Annotated in this window: 15 protein-coding genes; 12 read left to right on the top strand and 3 right to left on the bottom strand. The window is 71.6% G+C overall.

From position 1 onward, the window contains the following. Positions 1–41: 41 nt before the first annotated feature. Complete coding sequence (locus K7G59_RS18995) at positions 42–1,064, bottom strand: sugar ABC transporter substrate-binding protein (protein WP_225835760.1); 1,023 nt, start codon at positions 1,062–1,064, stop codon at positions 42–44. Positions 1,065–1,310: 246 nt separating this feature from the next. On the opposite strand from K7G59_RS18995, the gene K7G59_RS18990 reads away from it, so the two are divergent. From K7G59_RS18990 to K7G59_RS18960, 7 genes are all read left to right on the top strand, one after another. Beyond that, positions 1,311–2,273: a carbohydrate kinase gene (locus K7G59_RS18990; protein WP_225835758.1), complete on the top strand. Its 963-nt coding sequence runs from the start codon at positions 1,311–1,313 to the stop codon at positions 2,271–2,273. Between the two features lie 224 nt (positions 2,274–2,497). After that, entirely contained in the window at positions 2,498–5,059 is a 2,562-nt protein-coding gene (locus tag K7G59_RS18985; RefSeq protein WP_225835756.1) for a glycoside hydrolase family 32 protein, read from the top strand. Positions 5,060–5,067: 8 nt separating this feature from the next. Next, a complete protein-coding gene (locus K7G59_RS18980; RefSeq protein WP_225835754.1) occupies positions 5,068–5,370 on the top strand; it encodes a putative quinol monooxygenase in 303 nt (100 codons plus the stop codon). A gap of 294 nt (positions 5,371–5,664) precedes the next feature. Next, positions 5,665–7,968: a SpoIIE family protein phosphatase gene (locus K7G59_RS18975; RefSeq protein WP_225835752.1), complete on the top strand. Its 2,304-nt coding sequence runs from the start codon at positions 5,665–5,667 to the stop codon at positions 7,966–7,968. Beyond that, positions 7,965–9,104: a substrate-binding domain-containing protein gene (locus K7G59_RS18970; RefSeq protein WP_225835750.1), complete on the top strand. Its 1,140-nt coding sequence runs from the start codon at positions 7,965–7,967 to the stop codon at positions 9,102–9,104. The genes K7G59_RS18975 and K7G59_RS18970 overlap by 4 nt, the downstream gene beginning before the upstream one ends. A gap of 5 nt (positions 9,105–9,109) precedes the next feature. After that, positions 9,110–9,901: an ATP-binding cassette domain-containing protein gene (locus tag K7G59_RS18965; RefSeq protein WP_225835938.1), complete on the top strand. Its 792-nt coding sequence runs from the start codon at positions 9,110–9,112 to the stop codon at positions 9,899–9,901. Then, positions 9,898–11,226 carry a sugar ABC transporter permease gene (locus K7G59_RS18960; RefSeq protein WP_225835748.1) on the top strand — a complete coding sequence of 443 codons (1,329 nt, stop codon included), beginning with the start codon at positions 9,898–9,900 and terminating at the stop codon, positions 11,224–11,226. The genes K7G59_RS18965 and K7G59_RS18960 overlap by 4 nt, the downstream gene beginning before the upstream one ends. A gap of 164 nt (positions 11,227–11,390) precedes the next feature. On the opposite strand, the gene K7G59_RS18955 is transcribed toward K7G59_RS18960, so the two are convergent. Both K7G59_RS18955 and K7G59_RS18950 read right to left on the bottom strand, forming a co-directional pair. Next, on the bottom strand, positions 11,391–14,063 hold the full coding sequence (locus tag K7G59_RS18955; protein ID WP_225835745.1) for a glycosyl hydrolase: 2,673 nt from the start codon (positions 14,061–14,063) through the stop codon (positions 11,391–11,393). A gap of 174 nt (positions 14,064–14,237) precedes the next feature. Next, entirely contained in the window at positions 14,238–15,785 is a 1,548-nt protein-coding gene (locus K7G59_RS18950) for a sialidase family protein (protein ID WP_225835743.1), read from the bottom strand. A gap of 243 nt (positions 15,786–16,028) precedes the next feature. Between K7G59_RS18950 and K7G59_RS18945 the strand changes: the two genes are divergently transcribed. The 5 genes from K7G59_RS18945 to K7G59_RS18925 all read left to right on the top strand — a co-directional run bounded on the left by K7G59_RS18945 (position 16,029) and on the right by K7G59_RS18925 (position 21,621). After that, positions 16,029–16,691 (top strand): hypothetical protein, encoded by a 663-nt coding sequence (locus K7G59_RS18945; RefSeq protein WP_225835741.1) that lies wholly within the window; start codon positions 16,029–16,031, stop codon positions 16,689–16,691. 83 nt (positions 16,692–16,774) lie between these two features. Then, a complete protein-coding gene (locus K7G59_RS18940) occupies positions 16,775–18,595 on the top strand; it encodes a gamma-glutamyltransferase family protein (protein ID WP_225835739.1) in 1,821 nt (606 codons plus the stop codon). Positions 18,596–18,703: 108 nt separating this feature from the next. Continuing rightward, entirely contained in the window at positions 18,704–19,564 is an 861-nt protein-coding gene (locus tag K7G59_RS18935) for an inositol monophosphatase family protein (RefSeq protein WP_225835737.1), read from the top strand. A 141-nt stretch (positions 19,565–19,705) separates the two neighbouring features. Next, entirely contained in the window at positions 19,706–21,115 is a 1,410-nt protein-coding gene (locus tag K7G59_RS18930) for an NAD(P)/FAD-dependent oxidoreductase (RefSeq protein WP_225835735.1), read from the top strand. After that, positions 21,112–21,621: an O-acetyl-ADP-ribose deacetylase gene (locus K7G59_RS18925; protein ID WP_225835732.1), complete on the top strand. Its 510-nt coding sequence runs from the start codon at positions 21,112–21,114 to the stop codon at positions 21,619–21,621. The genes K7G59_RS18930 and K7G59_RS18925 overlap by 4 nt, the downstream gene beginning before the upstream one ends. The last annotated feature ends 378 nt before the right edge of the window (positions 21,622–21,999 follow it).

Here is a 21,999-nt window from a genome sequence, read left to right as displayed (position 1 = left end):
GCTGAGCGGTTTAGAACGGTGACGGCTCGGCGGCGGGCGGCTCAGCCCCAGCAGTTCTCCAGGCCGTAGGCGGTGTCCTTGGAGGCGACCCCCGGCTGCGTCTTGTCGGAGATCAGGGTGGCGCCGGTGTCGGTGTAACCGGACGCCTTCTTGCCGTTCTTGGCGTAGGTCACGACGGCCTTGACGCCCTCGGCGGCCATCTTCAGCGGGTACTGCTGCGACGTCGCGGCGATCTTGCCGTCCTTGACCGCCTGGGTGCCGGTGCAGCCGCCGTCGACGGACACGATCAGGACGTCCTTCTCCCGGCCCTTGGCCTTGAGGGCGGTGTACGCGCCGAGGGCCGCGGGTTCGTTGATGGTGTAGACGACGTTGATGCCCGGCGCCTTCTGCAGGCAGTTCTCCATCGCGGTCTGGCCCTTGGCCTGGTCGCCGCCCGTGTCCTGGGAGCAGACGACCGCCGGGTCCTTCTCGCCGATACCGAAGCCCTTGAGGAAGCCGTTGTGCCGCTGGACTCCGACGGAGACGCCCGGCGCGAGGTCGAGGGTGGCTATCTTGGCGGTCCGGCCCTTCATGGCGGCCTTGGCGTACTCGCCGATCAGCTCGCCGGCCTTGAGGTTGTCGGTGGCGAAGAGGGCGTCGACCGCGCTCTGCGGCTCGGTCGGGGTGTCCAGGGCGATGACCAGGACGCCCTTGGCGCGGGCCTTCTGGATCGCGGGCACGATCGCCTTCGAGTCGCTGGGGGTGATCAGGATGCCCTTCACGCCCGAGGCGACCATGTTCTCGACTGCGGTGACCTGACCGGCGTTGTCACCGTCGAACCTGCCCGCGGCGGTGACCAGTCGGGCGCCGTTCTCCTTGGCGGCCTTCTCCGCGCCTTCCTTCATCTTCACGAAGAACGGGTTGGTGTCGGTCTTGGTGATCAGACCGATCTTGACGCTGCCCGAGCCGTCGGCGCCGGAGCTCGACCCGGAGCCGGATCCGCAGGCCGTCAGAGTGAGGGCCGCGATGCCCGTGCACGCGGCAGCTCTGATGAGGGAGAGGGGCAGACGAAGGGTGCGAGACATGACTGAACTCCTGCGGAATTGCGGGCGGCGCGGTCGGCATCGAGGTATGCCGTCCGGGTGTCAACGTTGACTTATGTCATCGTTGACACTGCTTGCCGAGGATGATGGACTCCGTATCCGGCAACGTCAATGCCTTGCACCTGTCACAAATCGGCAACGCCCCAGTGGCTTCCCGAGCCCAGCTGCTCGCCGGTCTGTGCCAGGACTGCCCCGGTTTGCCCCCACGTTCGCAGAGAAGAGCCGCCCATGAGCCCGCGTCAGATCACCGTCCTGGGCGAATGCGTCGCCGACGCGTTCGTCGAACCCGCAAGCACAGCGACCCAACTCGCCCTGCGGGTGCTGCCCGGCGGCGGACCCGCCAACACGGCCGTGGCGCTCGCCCGGCTCGGCACCCCGGCCCGTCTCCTCGCGCGGCTGTCCGGTGATGTGTTCGGCCGGCTGTTCGGGGCCCATCTGGAGGCATCCGGGGTGGACCTGTCGTATGCCGTCCCGGCCGCGGAGCCCAGTACCCTCGCGGTCGCCGAGCTGGACGCGAAGGGGCAGGCCACGTTCTCCTTCCACGCACAGGCCACCGCCGACTGGCAGTGGACGGACGAGGAGCTGGCCAGGGTCGATCTGTCCGAGACGGCCTGCGTGCACACCGGCTCGCTGGCCCTGGTCCTGGAGCCCGGGGCGGCGGTGGTGGAGGAGTTCCTGGCAGCGGCCTCCACCTGGGCCACCATCAGCATCGATCCCAACGTCCGGCCCCTGCTGGTGCACCCCGAGGTCTACCGCGCGAGACTCCAGCGCTGGTGCCGCCTCGCCGACGTGCTGCGGCTGAGCGAGGACGACCTGGAACTCCTGCTGCCGGGCACCCCGCCCGAGCAGGCGTGCGACACCTGGCACGCCGCGGGGGCGCGGCTCGTCGTGATCACGCGCGGCGCCGACGGCGCCCTGGTCTCACTCGACGGTGAACGGCTGCAGGTGCCCGCCGTGGCGACCCGGGTCGTCGACACGGTCGGAGCGGGGGACTCCTTCACCGCCGGCCTGCTCCATCACCTCGGCGCTCACGGGCTCCTCGGCGGCCGGCTGACGGACCTCCGTCTCGACGAGGTCGCGGAAGCCGCGGCGTTCGCCATCCAGGTCGCGGCCCTGACCTGCTCGGTGGCCGGCCCCAACCCGCCGTGGCGGAGCCGGCTGGGACAGCTCGTGGCGTCGAACGGCGCATGACGAGCGCGCGGGCCGTCCCGGGGCAATCACGTCCGAACGGTTGACGTGCCGGTCCGGTTGCGCCCATCATCTGGCCACTCGATGTCATCGATGACACAAGTCAACGATGACACCCCTGGTCCGGCGACGTGGACGACGCAGCGGGCCAGGGCCTCACTCTTCGGTCCGTCCGTGTCGGGGCTGCCGGCGTCGCCGTGCGGACGGCCGCATCACAGGAGACCCCGATGAGCTCTGGACGCGTATCCCGGCCTGCCCGCATGCGGCTGATCGCGGCGGTGGCCACCGTCTGCGCCCTCTCCGCCGCCCCGCTCGTCCCTCAGGCCGTCGCCGCCGACACCCCGCCGTACTCCGAGACCTACCGCCCCCAGTTCCACTTCACCCCGCAGAAGAACTGGATGAACGACCCCAACGGCCTCGTGTACTACAAGGGCGAGTACCACCTCTTCTACCAGTACAACCCCGACGGCAACACATGGGGGAACATGTCCTGGGGACACGCGGTGAGCACGGACCTGGTGCACTGGAAGGACCTGCCGCTCGCGTTGCCGTACGACGACAAGGAGATGGTGTTCTCCGGCAGTGCGGTCGTCGACTGGAACAACACCACCGGTTTCGGCACCAAGACGAACCCGCCCATGGTGGCGGTCTACACCAGCGCCTTCAAGGACACGGGCAAGCAGGCGCAGTCACTGGCCTACAGCCTCGACCGTGGCCGCACCTGGACCAAGTACCAGGGCAACCCGGTGCTCGACATCGGGTCCAGGGAATTCCGTGACCCCAAGGTCCAGTGGTACGAGCCGACGAAAAGCTGGTTGATGACGGTGTCGCTGGCCACCGAGCACAAAGTGCGGTTCTACTCGTCGAAGAACCTCAAGGACTGGAACCTGCTCAGCGAGTTCGGTCCGGCCGGCGCCACGGGCGGTGCGTGGGAGTGCCCCGACCTGTTCCCGCTGGCGGTCGACGGGGACGAGAACCACGTCAAGTGGGTCCTGGTCGTCAACATCAACCCCGGTGGCATCACCGGAGGGTCGGGCGCCCAGTACTTCATCGGCGACTTCGACGGCAGGAGGTTCACGGCCGACGACAAGGGCACGTACACCCCGCCCGCCGGCACAGTCGTGCAGGACTTCGAAGGCGCCGACTTCGGTGCGTGGACGACCGCCGGGACCGCGTTCGGCCAGGGACCGGCCGCCGGTGCGGTCGACGGGCAGGGGACCGTCGACGGTTTCGACGGCCAGGGCCTCGCCGACAGCTTCCACGGCGGAGACTCCACCACCGGCACCCTCACCTCACCCTCTTTCACGGTCGACAGCCCGTACCTGAACTTCAAGGTCGGCGGAGGACGGCACCCGCACCGGGACGGAACCGTCATGGAGCGGGGAACTCCCCCCGACGGGACGGTCCTCGCCGATTTCGAGGGCGGCACCTACGGTGACTGGACGACGACCGGGGACGCCTTCGGCACCGCACCGGCCACCGGCACCCTCCCCGACCAGCAAGAGGTCTCCGGATGGCTGGGCGACGGCCTGGTCAACACCTACCTGAACGGCGACTCCACCACCGGCACGCTCACCTCGCCCGAGTTCACCATCGACAAGGACTACGTCGACTTCCTCATCGGCGGCGGCCACCACCCCGCCGGCGACGCCGGTCCCACCGCCGTGGAACTCCTCGTCGACGGCAACGTGGTGCGCAGCGCCACCGGAGACGAGGCCGAGGCCCTCAACTGGGCCTCGTGGGACGTGCGCGACCTCGCCGGCAGGAAGGCGCAGATCAGGATCGTCGACGACAACACCGGCGGCTGGGGCCACATCAACGTCGACCACATCGTGCTGTCCGACACCCAGGCCCAGCCGGTCTCCCGGGAGACGTCGGTCAACCTGCTGGTCGACGGCACGGTGGTGCGCAGCGCGACAGGCTCCGACAGTGAGAGCCTGGACTGGGCCTCCTTCGACATGCGCCCCTATGTGGGCAAAAAGGCCCAGATCCAGATCGTCGACATGAACTCCGGCGGCTGGGGCCACATCCTGGCCGATCAGTTCACCGCCGCCGACGCCCCCGCCAAGTCCGTGGTGCAGCGCGCCGACTGGGCCGACTACGGCAAGGACTACTACGCGGCGGTGTCCTGGCAGAACGCCCCGGGCGACAAGCGGTACATGATCGGCTGGATGAACGACTGGGAGTACGGGGGATCCATCCCCACCTCGCCCTGGCGCAGCGCGCAGAGCGTCCCCAGGGAGATGGCCCTGCGCACCATCGACGGCAGGATCCGGCTGATCAGCAAGCCCGTGAACAGCCTGGATTCGTTGCGGCAGGGAGACACGGCGACCGCGTCCGGCGTCACGGTCACGAGCACCTCCCGGCCGCTGATCGGCCCGGAGGCCGAGGGCAAGGCACTCGACATCGAGGCGACCTTCTCCCTCGAGGACGCCGAACGGTTCGGTCTGAAGGTGCGCACCGGCGCCGGGGGAGAGGAGACCGTCATCGGGTACGACACCACGACGCAGGAGCTGTACGTGGACCGCACCCACTCCGGAGCCGTGGACTTCAGCAGCGCCTTCCCCGGCGTCCAGCGCGCACCGCTGCAGGCCAGGAACGGCAAGGTGAGGCTGCGGGTCCTCGTCGACTGGTCGTCCGTCGAGGTCTTCGGCGGCAGCGGCGAGGCAGTGATCACCGACCAGATCTTCCCCGACCCCGCCGGCCAGGGAGTGCAGGTCTTCGCCGAGAACGGCTCGGTGACCCTGGAACAGGCCGACATCCGGCACCTCGGCTCCTACCGGGATTGAGCGATCGCATGAAGAAGACCCTGCTTGCTGAGTTCACCGCCCGCGAGGGAACCGAGGACCAGGTCGCCCGCCTGCTGCGGGACTACGCCCGAAAGGTGCGCGAGGAGGACGGCAACCTCGTCTTCGACGTCTACACCAGGGCGTCCAGCCCGCGCGCCTACTGGATCTTCGAGGTGTACCGCGACGAGGAAGCCTTCCGGACCCACCTGGGCGCCCCGTACGGCGGTCCGTTCAACGCCGCACTCGCCCCGCTGATCGAGGAGGACGCCTCCGTGCTCACGTTCCTCGATCCACGCGATCCAGCGGCCTGACACGGCCGGGCCCACGATGCGGGCCCGCATCGTGGGCCCGGCCATCGCCGTACGGCGCGGGGCGGAGGCCCGCGTGGCGGGTCGCCGATCCTTCGGCCTTCCCGTCACGCGCTCACCGGCTGAACCTTTTGTCGGTAATTGCGCTATGTTCCGAATGTCGGACTGAAGGGCACGTCGGAGGGCGCTGCGGAGGAAATCGGTGACGACATGACCGGCGCAGGAAGCCGGGGCCGGCCCGGGGCAGGCAAGGCCGCGCACCCTCGGTGCCAACGGCCCGCCGACGGTGCGCCGGGAATGCCGGGGCCCGCTCTCGCCGGTGCCGCGGTCGCGGCGGTCTACCTCCTCGACGGGGCCGTGGACGCGCTCGCCCTGCTCCAGACGGCCGCGCGGCCCCCCGATCACCGGGGGCTGGCACGCCGGTACGAACTGACGAACCGTTCCCCCGTCACGGACGCCTTCCGCGAGGGCCGACTGCTGTGGCTGGATGCCGCCGCCCTCGCCGCTTACGGGCACGTCGGCGCCGCCCCCGGGATGTCCATGGGCGTGGTGCCGTTCGTGTCGGACGCCGGGCGGTCGGGCTGCCTGGTCGTGGTGGAGGACAGGGCGGAGGGCTTCGGCCCCGCACGGCGGTCGCTGGTCGAACTCTGTGCGCCGTACGTGGCCGCACGGCTGGGAGGGGACAGGGACCCGCTCACCGGAATCGGCGCCTTCACCCTGGCGGTGGGATCGGGGCGGATCGAGGCGGACCGGGGGCTGCTGGGGCTGGCCGGCATCGAGCCGGAGGAGTTCGACGGGCGGGTGGAGACCCTGCTGGGGTGCGTCATGCCGGACGACCTGCCCACCCTGACAGCCCTCGCCGGGCCTGGCAGATCTGGCACGGGCGAGCTGGAGTTCCGGGTGCGCCGCAGGGGAGCAGGCCCGTGCCGGCTGACCCTGCGGTACCGGTTCGGCGACGAGACGGACCTGATGCTCGGCGTGGTTGCGCAGGCGCCCCGGTCACGCCCCCGCTCGGACGACCTGTCCGTGCTGCGTCCGCTGACCGCCATTCTGCGGGCATCCCTGAAGGCGGACAGGATGGCCCTCGCGGAGGTCGCCGCCGGCCGGCTGGTCGTGGGCGTGCTGGACCCGCCGGACCCGACCGGCTGGCCCCGGAGATGGCGGCCCGCGTGCGCGGAACCGCCCGAGCTTCCGATGGCCGCCCTGCCCACCGTACGGGCGGCGCTGCGCACCGGCCGGCCTGCCCGATGGCCGGACGGGACGGCGGAGCCGGAACCCGTGCTCGCCGAGGTCGGTCCGGGCGCGCTCGTGGTGCTGCCGCTGCACGGCCAGGGCCCGGTGGCCGCTCTGTACGTGGTCGGCTGGGACGCGCCGCACCCCCTCGGCTCCGACGAGCGGTCCCTGCTCGCGGTGATCGCCGGCCAGGCGGGGCAGGCCCTGGCGCGGGCCCGTGCCGTCGACGCCCGGCACCGACTGGCGACCGTGCTCCAGCGCAGCCTGCTTCCGCCGGCGCCGCCCGCCCTGCCCGGCGCGGTGGCCGTCGCCCGATACCTGCCGGCCACGGACGGTCTGGAGGTCGGCGGCGACTGGTACGACGTGGTCCCCCTGCCCGACAGCCACGTGGCGCTCGTCGTGGGAGACGTCCAGGGACACAGCGCGGGTGCCGCCACGGTCATGAGCCAGATCCGCACCGCGATCAGGGCCTACGCCGTCGAGGGCCACCCGCCGGACGTGGTCGCCACGCACGCCAACCGGCTCCTGCTGGGCATGCAGACCGAACTCTTCGCGACCTGCCTGTACGCGGACCTGAATCTGGAGGACGGCAGCTGCTGGCTGGTACGGGCCGGGCACCCGAGGCCGCTGCTGCGTCACCCCGACGGCCGTACCGAGGAGGTCGCGGTCGACGGCGGACCACCGCTGGGGGTGCTCGCCGACGCGGAGTACGTGATCGGTACGACCGACCTGACCCCCGGTTCCGTGCTGACACTGCTCACCGACGGGCTGCTGGGGCCGGCCGGCCCGGCCCTGGAGGACGGTGCGCTCCGGCTGCGCGAGGCCCTGTCCCATATCGACCCGGGGGACCCCGACCGCGCCGCCGACGCGCTGCTGGACTGCGCCCGCCGACACGACGACGACGCGGCGCTGCTGCTCCTGCGCTACGACGGAATGAAGGACAAGCCGATCCGAGCCGGCGCCACGGTATGGCGACTGCCTGACGCCGTGATGCACGCCCGCCGCTACGTCAAGAGGACCCTGAAGGCGTGGAACGTGGCCGAGGAGGCGGACGAGGTCATGCTGATCGTCTCCGAACTCGTCACCAACGCCCTGGTGCACACCCAGGGCCCGGTGCGCTTCGACCTCACCCTCAGCGGCGACCGGCTGCGGGTGGCGGTCAGCGACTCCTCGCCGCGCACCCCGGTCAAACCGGCGTCGCTGGACTGGGAGGCGACCGGTGGTCGCGGACTGCTGCTCGTGGAGGCCATGGCCGCGGCCTGGGGTTCCGTGCCGCTCAGCGGCGGCAAGCAGGTGTGGGGCGAGATCACGCTGGCCTCCCGCAGTCCGGCCGCCGAGCCCGCGACCGACCAGGGGAGACCCGTATGACCCGACCGAGCGCCCGCACGACCGGCCCGCGCCTTCGTACCCGCCGCATCGCCATCGCCCTGACCGCCGTCCTCCTGGCCGCCGGTACGGGCGCCTGCGGCACGGCGAGCGATGGCAGGACGCCGGTGGGCGGGCACAGCGGAGCCGCGACGATCGGCCTGCTCCTGCCGGAGAACCAGGCGACGCGGTACGAGGCCTTCGACCGCCCCTTCATCGAGCGGCGGGTCGAGGAACTGTGCCCGGCCTGCCGGGTGACGTACGCCGACGCCCAGGGGGATCCGGTGCTCCAGCGCCAGCAGGTCAACGCGATGATCAGCCGGGGAGTGAAGGTGCTGATCCTGGACGCCGTCGACGTCAAGGCCGTCCGCCCCGCGGTCGTCGAGGCGCGGCGGGCGGGCATGTCGGTGGTGGCCTACGACCGGCTCGCCGAGGGCCCGGTGTCGGCTTTCACCGGGCAGTCCGAGGCCACGGTCGGCAGACTCCAGGGCGAGGCGCTGCTCGCCGCCCTGGGCCCCAGGGCGGCGAGCGCCCGCATCGTATGGCTGGACGCACTGTCGCCGGCCGGTCGGCCGAGCGAGCGGGAGAAGGCCGCGCGGTCCGTCCTGAGGGGACGGGTGCGGACGATCAGCACGTACCGACCCGCTCGATGGGACGCGGCCGACGCATACGCCCTGATGGCCGGTGCCGTGGCCAAGCTGGGTGCCCACCGCATCGACGGCGTCTACGCCGCCAACGACGTCCTGGCGGGCGGTGCCGTCTCCGCGCTCGAAGCCGCGTACATCAGGCCGCTGCCTCCGGTGATCGCGCAGGACGCCGAGTTGTCCGCCGTGCAGCGCGTCCTCGACGGGCGGCAGTACATGACCGTTCACAAACGAGTCAAGGACGAAGCGTACGCGGCTGCCGAGGCGGCCGTCGCGCTCAGCCGCGGCGAGAAGGTGGACGGCATGGCCGAGGACACGGTGAGCAACGGCACCGCTTCGCGCATCCCGACCTTCTGGGCCGGCGCTGAACCGGTGACCGCCCGCACGGTCAAGGACACCGTCGTCAAGGACGGTACCTACACGGTCGCCCAGATCTGCACCGCGCCCTATCGGGCGGCCTGCGTGAAGGCCGGGCTCCTTCCGGGGCGGACGTGAGCGCCATGGAACGGATCGCCGACGCCCCGCTGCTGACGCTGAGCGGGGTGCGCAAGCGCTTCGGTGCGGTACGGGCGCTGACGGACGTGTCGCTGGAGATCCGGGCCGGCGAGGTCGTGGCCCTGGTCGGTGAGAGCGGCGCGGGCAAGTCCGCCCTGGTCAAGGTGATCGCCGGTGTGGAGCCTGCCGACTCGGGCACGGTCAGGTGGCGTGGCAGCCCGGTGCGGATCGTCCGCCCGCAGGACGCGAGCCGCCTGGGCATCGCGGCGGTCTACCAGGACCTCGCCCTGTGCGGGAACCTCGACGTGGTGGGCAACATGTATCTCGGCCACGAACTCGGCACGGTCCTGGCCCTGGACGAGGTCGAGATGGGCCGGCGGACCCGCGCACTGCTGCTGCGGCTGTCCACCGGCCTGCCGGACCTGCGGGCGCCCGTCGCATCCCTGCCGGGGAGCCAGCGGCAGCTGATCGCCATCGCCCGCGCGCTGCTGGGCGAACCGGCGCTGCTGTTGCTCGACGAACCCACCGCCGGGCTGGGCGTCGGGCAGGCCCACCGGTTCCTGGACCTGGTGGAGGAACTGCGCGAACAGGGCCTCGGGATGCTGCTGATCAGCCGCAACCTGGGCGACGTCAAGGCGGTCGCGGACCATGTGGCGGTGCTGCGGCACGGCTGCAACAACGGGTTCTTCGACGTGCACAACACATCCGAGGAACAGATCATCTCGTCCATGACGGGCGCGACGGAGAACGCCGTCACTCAGCGCCACGCCGACGATCTGGAGGAGGAGCTGCCGTGAGCGGTTCTGGACGGCCCGGGACAGCCGCGTCCGGCTCCGGCGCGCCGACGGCGAAACAGCACCGAGCGCGTGCGCACGGCCCCGCGCAGGCGACCGGCCCGTCGAGTACGGTCCCGGGCCGGGCGCCGGCCCGCGCGAGGGCGGCGGTGAGCCGGACGCTCGGTCCGGTGTGGCGTCAACTGCGCCACGGTGAGCTGGGCCCGGGAGCGGCGATTCTCGCACTCGTGCTTGCCTGGATCGTTTTCCAGAGCCTCGACCAGGCTTTTCTCAGCTCGCGCAACCTGACGAATCTCAGCGTGGACATGACCGGGACCGGCATGCTCGCCGTCGGCGTCGTGTTCGTGCTGCTCATGGGGGAGATCGACGTGTCGGCGGGCGCGGTCAGCGGCCTGTGCGCGGCGGTGTTCGGTGTGCTGAGTGTGTACCACGGGGTGCCGCAGTGGCCCGCGGCCGTCGCCGCGGTGCTGTGCGGCGCCGTGATCGGCACCCTCCAGGGCTTCATCGTCGCCCGGTTCGGGGTGCCCTCGTTCGCCGTCACCCTGGCAGGGCTCCTGGGGTGGAGCAGCGTCACGTACGACCTCCTCGGCTCGCGCGGCACGGTCAACCTCCCGCCCGACGGCCTGGTCGCCAACCTGACCAGCCGATATCTTCCCGACGAGGCCGCCGCGTACGGCCTGGCGGCACTCGCCGCCGCCCTGTTCCTGTTCGCCTCCCTTCAGCACGGCCGCCGACTGCGGGCGGTCGGCACCCGCTCGCGGTCACCGGCGGAGACCGGGGTCCGTACGGCACTGATCGCTGTGGTCGGGTGCGGTGCGGCGTACGTCCTCAACCGCTTCCGGGGCCTGCCACTCGCCCTTCTGATCTTCCTGGCGGTCGTCGCCGCCTCGGACTACCTCCTGCGCCGCACGCCGTACGGCCGCAGGGTCTACGCGCTGGGCGGCAACCCCGAGGCGGCCCGCCGTGCCGGGGTCAACGTGACGGTGATGCGCGTTTCGGTGTTCACCGTGTCCGGGGCGATGGCCGCGGTGGGCGGGCTGTTCCTGGCCTCGCAGATCACCTCCGTCGGCCAGCTGGCGGGCTCGGGGCCGCTGGTGATCAACGCGATCGCCGCCGCCGTCATCGGCGGCACCAGCCTGTTCGGCGGACGGGGCAGGGCATGGTCGGCCCTGCTGGGAATTCTGGTCGTCCAGTCGATCGCCTCGGGTACGGCACTGCTGAACGTGCAGAGTGAGATGCAGTACCTGATCGTCGCCGTGGTGCTGGTGGCCGCCCTCATCACCGACTCCCTCACCCGCCGCAGCCAGCGGGCGCATGGCCTGCTCTGACCTGGCCTCGAACCCAGAGCCTCCCCTCACGACGAGAAACTCCGCAGCGGAAGGGTGGGATGGATACCGAAGCAACCGCATCGGCCTGAGAGGGCCCCGGCCGGTGGGTCCCCGGAACGGGGTCCGCACCGGCCGTCGTCGTACGACGGGCGTACGCAGCGTGGTCAGTCCTTACGGCCCTTGAGGCGCCGTACGTCGAAGGACCAGATGCCCCGTCCGTGCGTGGCGGCGTACAGCTTGCCGTCGGGGCCGAGGCGGAGCTGCATCACCGCCGTGCTGGGCAGGGTGTGCCCCAGGACCTCCCACTTCGTGGCGCCGGCGGGCCGGTAGAAGGTGGCCAGGTCGGTGCCGAGGGCGAGGCCGCCGTTCGGGAGGAGCTTGACCGTGTCGGCGGGCACGTCCGGCAGGTTCGCCGAGATGTCCGTCCAGCTCGCGCCGCCGTCCTCGGACTCGAAGACGTGGCCGACGCCCGCGCCCGGGCCCTCGGTGAACCGGCGGGAGAAGCCGTTGACCGCCACGTACACGTGCTGGGCGTCGGCCGGATCGATCTCGAAGCCGGAGATGTAGCGGTTCGGGATGGTGCCGTCGACCGGGAGGTTCAGCTGGTGCCAGCCGGTGCCGTCGGCGTTGCCGACTGCGATGCCCCGGGTGAAGCCCTGGTTGTTGCAGGGGCCGCACCAGCCGACGTACACCGTGCCACCGGAGGAGGCCACGGCCGTGGCCACGTGGCCCTCGCCGAGGTCGTAGGCGCCTGTCCAATCCTTGCCGGAGCGGATCGCGAAGCCCTTGGTCTGCACCCACACGTGCCGGCCGCCCGCGACCCAGGTGTCGGTGTCCTTGGCGTCGGCGGTGATCGGTGCGATGAAGCGGGCGCCCGCACCGCCCAGGTCCTTGTCCGGCGGGGCGACCTCGTACTCGGTGGCCTTGGACGGGTCTGTGGTCCACGAGCCGTCGTTGACACCGCAGTTCTGGGTGACCCACATGTCGAGGTAGACGTACTCGGCGGCGATGTTGCAGCCGTTGGCGGGGTCGGCGATGGTGTCGCCGCCGTCGCCGCCGAAGTTGGAGCCCATGACCTTGTCGTGGCCGCGCAGGATCGACTGGCCGTTGTCCTGCAGGCCGCCGGTCACCGAGACGCCGCCCCGGTCGAGGTCCTTGCCCACGCCGACGGAGTAGTACTGGAGGGCGTCGATGGTGCCGTCGTTGAGGGACTGCCAGTCCTTGGCGTGGCCGCCGGAGTCCACCGCGCCGTTCAGGGGGCGCCGGTAGATGCCGCCGTCGTTGCCGACGTAGGCCCAGCTCTTGCCCTTGTGGCTGCCGATCGCGACCGCGTGCTGGTCGGAGTGGGTGGTGGGCGAGCAGTCGCCGGTCTGCTTGGCCGGGTCGATGCTCCAGCAGGGGAAGGTGAAGTTCCAGTACGGGCCCGGCGTGGTCCAGCTGTCGCCGCCGTTCTTGGTCTCGAAGACCTCTTCCAGGCCGAGGTAGACGTGGTCGGCGTCGGCCGGGTCGACCTGGAGGAACTGGTTGTACCAGGACTGGATGCCGGGCTGGTAGCCGTCGCTCTGGAGCGCGGATCCGGACGCCTTCAGCTTGGTGTAGTCGGCGATCAGCGTCCACGGGCCGAACGGTGAGCCGTTCTTCGACACGTAGACGCCCTTCAGCCCGCTGTCCGGGTCGGTGGCCATCTGCGCCGGGGACTGGTCGACGGCGTACAGGCGCGAGCCGTCGGCCGCCGCGGCGAACGTCATGTTGCCGACGTCCGCACTGCTGGTCGGCAGGTCACCGAGCCCGCTGACCGGCTTCCAGCTGCCGTCGTCCTGCTGGGCGTACAGCCCGTTGTAGGTGTCGCCGCCCCGCCAGCCGACCGCGAGGAGGACCTTGTCCGGGTCCTTGGGGTCGACGGCGATGTCGTTGGCGATGTTCTTGTACGGCGCGCTCGGGTCGTCCGCCTTCGAACCGCCCGGCAGGTAGTCCGGGTTGGGGGCGAACTCGTGCTTCCACGGACCGGACAGGGTGGTCGTGGAGTGCGACCACACGCCCGTGCTGGTGGCCGCCCACACCTTGGTGCCGGCGAAGCGCAGCGCGTGGATGACGGTGGACTCCAGCTCGGCCCCGCCCACGCGGTCGCCGGGCTGGAACCGGCCGTGGCGCGGGTCCTTCAGGACGTAGACCCCCGTGCCCACGAAGGAGGTCGCCCCGGTGTTGGACTCGCCGGTGGCGTACCAGAGCCGCTTCCGGCCGTCCAGGGCGAGGGTGCCCGTCGACAGGGACGGGAGCTTGTCGGCGATCGGCTTCCAGTGTCCGCCGCCGGTCGTGGACCGGAAGACGCCGCCGTTGGCGCCGCCCGCGTACACATAGCCGTGGTCGTCGGCGGCGATGCCGGTGATCCGGCCGGTCACCTTGCCCGAGCCGCCGCTGGAGTTGGAGTTCTGGTCGCGGTAGCGGGGGTCGTCGGAGTCGTACGGTTTCTTCGTGACGTGGTCCCAGCTGCCGGGCGTGTGCCGCATCGACTGCAGCTGCTGCCAGGCGGCCCCGTAGGCGCCGGGGGCCACCACCCCGGGCGCCGTGCGGGCCTCGGTGAACTGAGCTGTCGCTTCGGCGGAGTTCTCCGCCTCGTCGGCGCCGTCTTCGTCGTCCTCAGCGGCGAAGGCGGACAATCCCCGGCCCGCGTGCACCGCCTTGATGTGCTGGCGGCCCATCGCGGCCTGGTGGCGCGCCTGCCAGGGCCTGGGTCTGGTGTCGGTCGACGCTGCGAACGACTGGGTGCTCACCAGTCCGAACGCGGCGGCCACGACGGTGCAGGTTATGAACCGTCGCTGGTGCTTCGGGGGCAGCATGCCCTCTCCTCCCTGCGCCGGGCGTATGGGGGTGCCCCGGCGCAAGAAGGATCTTGGCGTGACCACAACAGTCACACAAAGGGTGCACAGGAAAAATGGGTGGGTGTTTACCTCATAGCACGCATAAACCCGAACTGCCGGTCGCGGCAGGTCTCTACGAGGTCTGACTGCGATTCACCGGAGCATGCGGTGCGGCCGGGCTGCCCGGGGAGCCGCCGCTCGCGGTGCGGCGGTGGCCGGGGCCACCGTGAGGGGGCCGTGACCCGCACCGCTGGGGAACAGTCCGCTGTAGGCGTCCGTGGAGTTCTGCGGCGCGTCGGCATGGGACTCGACGAACAGCGGGCGTACGGCGAGGGGGCCGTCGGTGACGAGACCCTCGTAGTCGCCGAGGAAGTGACCCCGGGCGTAAGGCGCCTGGAGCCAGTCGAACACGCGGGAGATGCGACGCTCGGTGGCGCCGTTCTCCGCGCCGTGCGGGAGGGTGACCAGCCAGGCGGCGGTGGGCAGGGTCGCGGTGTTCCCGGGAGTGAGGTAGCGCAGGTCGTAATAGGTGATCGCGACTGTCCCGCGGGCGTCCACGCTGATGGAGGGCGTGAAGGCGGGCGCGGAGGCGACGGAGTTGACCCGCTTCGGAGCGGACCAGGTACGACCCCCGTCGGTGGAGCGCGTCAGTTCCACCGAGTTGTAGGCACCGCCGTTGAAGTCCGATCCCTCATAGGCGACATACAGCTCACCGGTGTGCGGATCGATGGCGACGCTCGGCAGGTCGCCGCCCGCGCGCAGGGCCTTGGCCGGGTCGTCGGGGGCGTTGGGGTCGACCTCGCCCACGGCCGTGTCCCTCGCGATGGTCACGGGCTTGCTCCAGGTACGGCCCTGGTCGGTCGACCTGACCATGGCGAAGTGCAGGTCGGTGGGCGTGAAGGTACCGGTCGTGTAGTCGATGTCGTACGTCTGCCAGTCGAAGACGTCGTAGAGGGTGTCGGTGCGCGGGTCGACGACGATGACGTTGCCGATGGTCTGCGAGTGCGGGACGACGGAGGTGTCCACGAACGGTCGCGCCTTGGTCCAGTGCCGGCCGCCGTCGCGGGTGAGGGAGATGTAGGCGGGTCCGTCGTAGACCTGGGCGGAGTCGTCCTCGTCGATGCGGTCCCAGACCTGGTACGCGACGCCGGGGTGGACGGGGTCGGCGGTGACGGAGTTCTTGTCGTCTGCGAACTCGATCTGCGTGTCCTCGATCAGGGGGACCGTGTGGGTCCAGGTGCGCCCGCCGTCGTAGGACGTGGAGGCGGCCACGCCGTTGCGCGCGTCGGTGGCGTCGAGGACCAACCCGCTGGCGTAGACGGTGCCGTCGGGGCCGGTGCTCACCCATCCGTCCGAGGCCCGCTGGTAGTCGAGCCCGCCCGGCGCGCAGTGCGAGAACGGCAGCGGGGTCTCGGTGAAGTGCCGCCCGTCATGGGTGTACGTCGCGGTCAGGCCCCGGGCGCCGCCGTTGGACCAGCGGTCCTGCTGGAAGACGCCGACCGCGTCACGCGGGTCGCGCGGGGAGGCGGTGACGTACGGTTCGTCCTCCGTGGAAGGGTAGTTGGTGCCGGGCCCGTCGCCGCTGATGTCGCAGGCGGCGTAAGGGTCGCCGGGCGAGACCAGGTGGACGGGCTGGCTGTCGCCCGAGGCTGCGGAACTGTCCACCGTGGCGACGAGCAGGAACGCAGCAGCGGCGGCCACGAGAGACGCTCTTGTGCGAATGCGCATGGCGAATTCCCCCAACTCCGAAACGGCGTTGTTTCTTGGGCGGTGCTGGCGCAGGTACGGTCCGACGGCGCAGGGACATGAGTCGCCTGGCGAGCCTAGCCCCCACCTGTTGAGCGGAGTTGGAGGAAGCGGTCAAGGGCACGTCAATAAATCGTGGTCACGATCGGCTCGACAACGTGTTCCCGGACCGCTGATGATCATTGGTACGGTCCCGTCATGTCCGTAGCAGAGGGACCACCGAGCGGCCCGGTCACCGCGGCCGATGTCGAACAAGCCGTCCGCTTGGCGCTCGCCGCTCTGCGTGGGGCTGACGCTCCCGACTGGAGCCTCAAGGCAGGTTCCCTGGAGTGGGACTGCTGGGAGACCGTCGAGCACCTCGCCGACGACCTGTTCTCCTACGCCGTCCAACTGGGTCCGGCGAACCCACCACTGGACACCCACGTCCCCTTCGCGTGGAGCCGGAAGAGGCCGGGCGGCCCGGCCAACGCGGTCTTCGCGGACCGCGAGGCCGGTCCAGCCGGTCTGCTGCAAGTACTGGAGGCCGGCGGCGCCTTGCTGTCCGCGATCGTCCGCGCCACGCCGCCCACGGTCCGGGCACACCACATCTTCGGCGCAGCCGACCCCGAAGGCTTCGCCGCGATGGGCATCGTCGAGGTCCTGGTGCACACCCACGACGTCGCCGAGGGCCTGGGTACGCAGTGGACGCCGCCTGCCGACCTGTGCGATCGCGTGCTGGCCCGGCTCTTTCCCGATGCTCCGACCGACACCGACCGGTGGCCGACCCTGCTCTGGGCCACCGGTCGCGCAGAGCTTCCCGGCCGGCCGCGCCTCACCAAGTGGCGCTGGTACGGCACACCCCGCCCTGAGCGCAGGCCGTAGAAGACCGTCCGCCTGACCGGGCGCCGGATGAGATATTCGATGGGGGACAGGCCGGCGGACGCACGTGAACACCGAGGTGGGAGATGCAGTTCACGACTCGACCCACACTTCGAGGCACCTTCGGCATGGTGTCCTCCACGCACTGGCTGGCCTCCCAGTCGGCGATGGCGGTCCTGGAGGACGGCGGCAACGCCTTCGACGCCGCCGTGGCCGGCGCGTTCGTGCTGCACGTCGTCGAGCCGCACCTCAACGGCCCGGCCGGCGAGGTACCGATCCTGCTCGCCCCGGCGGGCGGCGAGGTGCGCGTGCTGTGTGGGCAGGGCGTGGCCCCGGCGGGCGCCACGGTCGCGCACTACCAGGGGCTCGGCCTGGATCTCGTACCCGGCACGGGCCCCCTGGCCGCCGCCGTGCCCGGCGCCTTCGACGCCTGGCTGCTGCTCCTGCGCGATCACGGCACGAAGTCCCTGGACGAGGTCCTCACGTACGCCATCGGGTACGCCGGGCACGGGCACGCGCCCGTGGAGAACGTCGGCGCGACCGTGGAGCGCGTACGCCCGCTGTTCGAGACCGAGTGGACCTCGTCCGCCGAGGTGTACCTGCCGGGCGGGAAGGCGCCCCGCCCCGGCGCGCTGCTGCGCAACCCCGCCCTCGCCGCCACCTGGCAGCGGCTGCTCGCCGAGACCGCCCGCGCGGGCGGCCGGGAGGCCCGGATCGACGCCGCGCGCGAGGTGTGGCGATCGGGCTTCATCGCCGAGGCCCTGCTGCGGCAGTCCCGGCGCCCCACCCTGGACACCAGCGGTGAACGGCACACCGGCACCCTCACCGAGGCGGACCTCGCCGGATGGTCGGCGGCCTACGAGGCGCCGGTGACGTACGACTGGAACGGCTGGACCGTGTGCAAGGCAGGCCCCTGGAGCCAGGGCCCCGCCTTCCTCCAGCAGCTCGCCCTGCTTCCGCCCGAGCTGCCCGCGTACGGCTCTGCCGACTACGTCCACCTGCTGATCGAGGGCTGCAAGCTCGCCATGGCCGACCGCGAGGCCTGGTACGGCGACGCCGCCGAGGTGCCCCTGGCGGAGCTGCTGTCGGACGGCTACAACGCCGGGCGGCGCGCGCTCCTCGGCGCCGAGGCCTCCTACGACCTGCGCCCCGGCAGCCCCGGCGGACGCGTACCGCGGCTGCCGGCGAAGGCACGCGCGGGCGGGGGCCTGCCCCATGAGCCCGGCTTCAACTCCATGGGGGTGGGGGAGCCCACCGTCATGGGGGCGGCCGGTGAACCGGAGGTGGCCGCGGACGGAACCACCCGCGGCGACACCTGCCACCTCGACGTGGTCGACCGCTGGGGCAACATGATCTCCGCCACGCCGAGCGGCGGCTGGCTCCAGTCCAACCCGGTCGTGCCCGAACTGGGCTTCCCGCTCGGCACCCGGCTGCAGATGACCTGGCTGGAGGAGGACCTGCCGAACTCCCTCACGCCCGGGCGCCGTCCCCGCACCACCCTCACCCCGTCCCTCGCGCTGTGCGACGGCGTACCGGTCATGGCCTTCGGTACGCCCGGCGGTGACCAGCAGGACCAGTGGCAGCTGCACTTCTTCCTCGCCGCCGTCCTGCGCGGCCCGGTCCGCGGCGGCCTCGACCTCCAGGGCGCTATCGACGCCCCGAACTGGCACAACGACGCCTTCCCCAGCTCGTTCCACCCGCGCGGTCACCGGCCCGGCAGCGTGACGGTGGAGTCCCGGATGCCCACGGCGGTGGTCGAGGAGCTGCGGCGGCGCGGCCATGGCGTCACCGTCGGTCCGGCCTGGTCGGAGGGGCGGCTGTGCGCGGTGGCCCGGGACCCGGAGACGGGCGTGCTGTCGGCCGCCGCGAACCCGCGCGGGATGCAGGGGTACGCGGTGGGCCGCTGACGGCCGGGGTGGACAACCGCTGACCGCGACCCCTGTTCTTCATCCGGATTCCACCCCGCGTGCACCGGGCGGGCGGGGATTGTCAGGGATGCGTGGTCTCATGGACGCATGATCGAAGCAATGACGGAAACCATCGACGAGTTTCTCGCGCGCCACTCGGCCGACGTGGAGGAAGCGGTCCGCAAGGCCGCCGCGGCCGAGATCCTGCCCCGCTTCCGCCGTCTGGCCGAGCACGAGGTGGACCAGAAGAGCGGACCGCACGACCTGGTCACGGACGCCGACCGCCTCGCCGAGCGGTGCCTCACCGACGTCCTCGGCGCCCTGCTGCCCGGCTCGCTGGTGGTCGGCGAGGAGGCCGTGCACGCGAACCCGGCGACATACGACGCGCTGCAGGGCGACGCCCCGGTGTGGATCATCGACCCGGTCGACGGCACCCGGCAGTTCGTGCACGGCGACGACGGTTTCTGCACCCTGGTCGCGCTCGCCCAGCGGGGCACCGTCCTCGCCTCGTGGACGTACGCGCCCGCGCGTGACCAGCTGGCCCTGGCCGTACGCGGCCAGGGAGCCTTCCTCGACGGCGAGCCGCTGTCCGCCGGGTCGCCCGCGCCCGGGCGGGACCTCGCCGTCGCCACCTCCCACCCGGACTTCACCACCGACGAGCAGAAGCGTGCGCTGTGCGCCCTGTGGACCGACGGCGTGGCCCCGCGCCCCTGCGGCTCGGCGGGCCTGGAGTATCTCGCCGTCGCCCGGGGCGAGCTGGACGCGGTGGCGTTCTCCTGGGAGGCCGCCTGGGACCACGCCGCCGGGCTGCTGCTGGTCGAGGAGGCGGGCGGCGCCCACCTCACCGGCACGGGCGAGTCGTTCCGCGTGACGGGCGGCAACGCACTGCCGTTCACCGCTGCCCGCGACACAGCCACCGCCCGCCGAGTGGCCACCCTCCTGCACACGGCCCTGCACACGGCCTCCTGAGCCTGTCCCGACCTACGCAGGTCCGCCCTCGGCCGTCCCGGCCGGCCCGGGACGGCCCCCGGTCCCGGGGATTGTCAGTGCCCCGGCATATCCTGATCCCGAGTGGCCGTCGGCTGACGAGGGGGTCCGAAGGTGCCGTCGATGCTCGATGCCGTTGTGGTGGGTGCGGGGCCGAACGGCCTGACCGCTGCCGTGGAGCTGGCCCGCCGGGGATTCTCCGTCGCGCTGTTCGAGGCGCAGTCGGCCGTCGGTGGCGGTGCCCGGACCGAGGAGCTGACCCTTCCCGGCTTCCGGCACGACCCGTGTTCGGCCGCACACCCCCTCGGTGTGAACTCACCCGCGTTCCGCGCGCTGCCCCTGGAGCGGTACGGCCTGCAGTGGCTGCACGCCGAGCTGCCGATGGCGCACCCCTTCCCGGACGGCACCGCGGCCGTGCTGGCCCGGTCGGTCGCCGAGACGGCCGCCTCCTTCGGGCCGCGGGACGCGGGCGCGTACCGCAGGCTGGTCGAGCCGTTCCTCGCCAAGTGGGACACCCTGGCCCGCGACTTCATGTCCCTGCCGCTCACCGCGCTGCCACGCGACCCGCTCACCCTGGCCCGCTTCGGCCTGGCCGGCCTGCCGCCGTCCACCTGGCTGATGCGCCGCTTCCACGACGAGCGCTTCAAGACCCTCTTCGCCGGTCTCGTCGCCCATGTGATCGCCCCGCTGGACGGCCTGGCCACCGGCGCCATCGGGCTGGTCTTCGCCCTGGCCGCGCACGCCCGCGGCTGGCCCGTGGCCCGGGGCGGCTCCCAGTCGATCTCCGATGCCCTTGCCGCCTACCTCAAGGACCTCGGCGGCGCCGTGCACACCGACTACGAGGTCAAGCGGCTGGACGACCTGCCGCCCGCGCGGGCGTACGTCTTCGACACCTCGCCCACCGCGCTCGCCCGCATCGCCGGTTTCGGCAGCCACTACGCGAGCTACCGTTACGGCCCCAGTGTCTTCAAGATCGACTACGCGCTGGACGGACCGGTCCCGTGGACCGCGCCCGAGGCCCGCGTCGCCGGCACCGTGCAGGTCGGCGCCGGCCGCGCCGAGATCGACGCCGCCCTGCGTGCCGCCTCCCGCGAGGGCCGCGCACCCGACCGGCCGTTCCTGATCACCGTCCAGCCGAGCGTCGTCGACCCCAGCCGCGCCCCCGAGGGCAAACACGTCTTCTGGGCGTACGGGCATGTGCCCAACGGCTGGCAGGGCGACCTCACGGACGCCATGGAGCGTCAGCTGGAGCGTTTCGCGCCCGGCTTCCGTGACCGCGTCCTGGCCCGCGCCGTCGCCGGCCCGCCGGAGGTGGCCGCCCGCAACGCCAACTACGTGGGCGGCGACATCGCCTGCGGCGCGGCATCCGGACTCCAGCTCCTGCTGCGCCCCAAACTGTCCCTGTTCCCGTACGGCACCCCGCACCCCGCCGTCTTCATCTGTTCCTCGGCCACCCCGCCGGGCCCCGGCGTGCACGGCATGTCCGGGCACAACGCGGCCAAGGCCGTGTGGAGGAGACTGAGACAGACATGACCACCATCACCCTCGTCCAGGGCGACATCACCCAGGAGAGCGCCGACGCGATCGTCAACGCGGCCAACTCCTCGCTGCTGGGCGGCTCAGGCGTGGACGGGGCCATCCACCGGCGCGGCGGCCCCGCGATCCTGGCGGAGTGCCGCAAGCTCCGCGCCTCCCGGTACGGCAAGGGCCTGCCCACCGGCCAGGCGGTCGCCACCACGGCCGGCGAACTGGACGCACGCTGGGTGATCCACACGGTGGGCCCGGTCTTCTCCGCCACCGACGACCGCTCTGCCCTGCTCGCCTCCTGCTACCGCGAATCCCTGCGCGTCGCCGACGAACTGGGCGCCCGCACGGTCGCGTTCCCGGCGATCTCCACCGGCGTCTACCGGTGGCCGATGCAGGACGCGGCGCGGATCGCGGTGGAGACCGTACGCGGCACGCGGACGGCGGTCGAAGAGGTCCGCTTCGTCCTCTTCGACGACCGCGCCTACGACGCGTTCGCTCGTCAAGTGGGCTGAATCAGCCAGTTGTTCGTCACCGTTGTGTGGCCCCCCTTCTCCGCCCCGCCGGGCGGACACCCCGCAGCGGCAGGAGTGGCCGATGAACAGCCCGTGAACGTCCCGCAGAGGCCCGGGACTTGTTCCGCGGGGGCCTCGTGGCCAGGGGTATCCGCACCGTTCGCACCGCCCGTACGGGATGCCCGTGTTGCCCGGGCAAATGCCCGTAACCAGCCCCAAGGCCAGGGCTGTTGAGTCAATGCGCGTTACAGAGGTTCCCCCGTGCGAGTGATAACATCCCGGCGTCTGTGACCTTGGTCGACCCGGCTCGGGCGCGCCTCCTTGACGTTGCTCCGGCTCTCGGTTCGACGGCGGCCGAGTCGGCCCGATCCGGCTGTG

The organism is Streptomyces sp. NK08204 (genome assembly GCF_020400585.1).
Taxonomy (GTDB): Bacteria; Actinomycetota; Actinomycetes; order Streptomycetales; family Streptomycetaceae; genus Streptomyces.
The sequence above is the reverse complement of the archived record's forward strand: the minus strand, read 5'-3'. Positions and strand labels throughout refer to the sequence as shown.